Below are 434 nucleotides of genomic sequence, written 5' to 3' on the forward strand. Positions count from 1 at the left end.
GGAATGAAGTTCATGGAAACAAGCTGTTCATAAAATTGTTCGAACGCTTCTTGACGTTTTTCCACTGTAGTTTCAACTGATGCAAGTCCTGTCGCATTTCGCTTTGCAATTTGCTCATAATAAATTTCAAGAGGCTTCTCAATTGTATCAAGTGAACGAGTTACGATTCCTGTTTCTGCCTCGTCCCCTTCAAGCACTCCTCGGAACTCTTCATCAACGAGTACCTTTGCATGATTTTTCACTTGGTCAAGCTCCATCACAAATCCATATCCACGTGCAGGAAACTTAGGGTCGTCTTTTACGGTTAAAACGACGAAATCCCCTTCTCTAAGTGTTTTCTTCTCTGTATCTTTAAACGTGTAACGGTCTAACATTACGAGTCTTGATACGCCTTTTTGAGTAATATGCATATCGCTTGTGATTGGGTGTACTTG

The 434-nt window shown here is 40.8% G+C and carries 1 pseudogene; it reads right to left on the reverse strand.

Going from position 1 to position 434, the window contains the following annotated elements:
- Positions 1-434 (reverse strand): annotated as a pseudogene (locus tag KH400_RS21255) (vitamin B12-dependent ribonucleotide reductase); the annotation flags it as partial.

It is taken from the genome of Desertibacillus haloalkaliphilus, from assembly GCF_019039105.1.
In the GTDB taxonomy this organism is placed as follows: Bacteria; Bacillota; Bacilli; order Bacillales; family KJ1-10-99; genus Desertibacillus; species Desertibacillus haloalkaliphilus.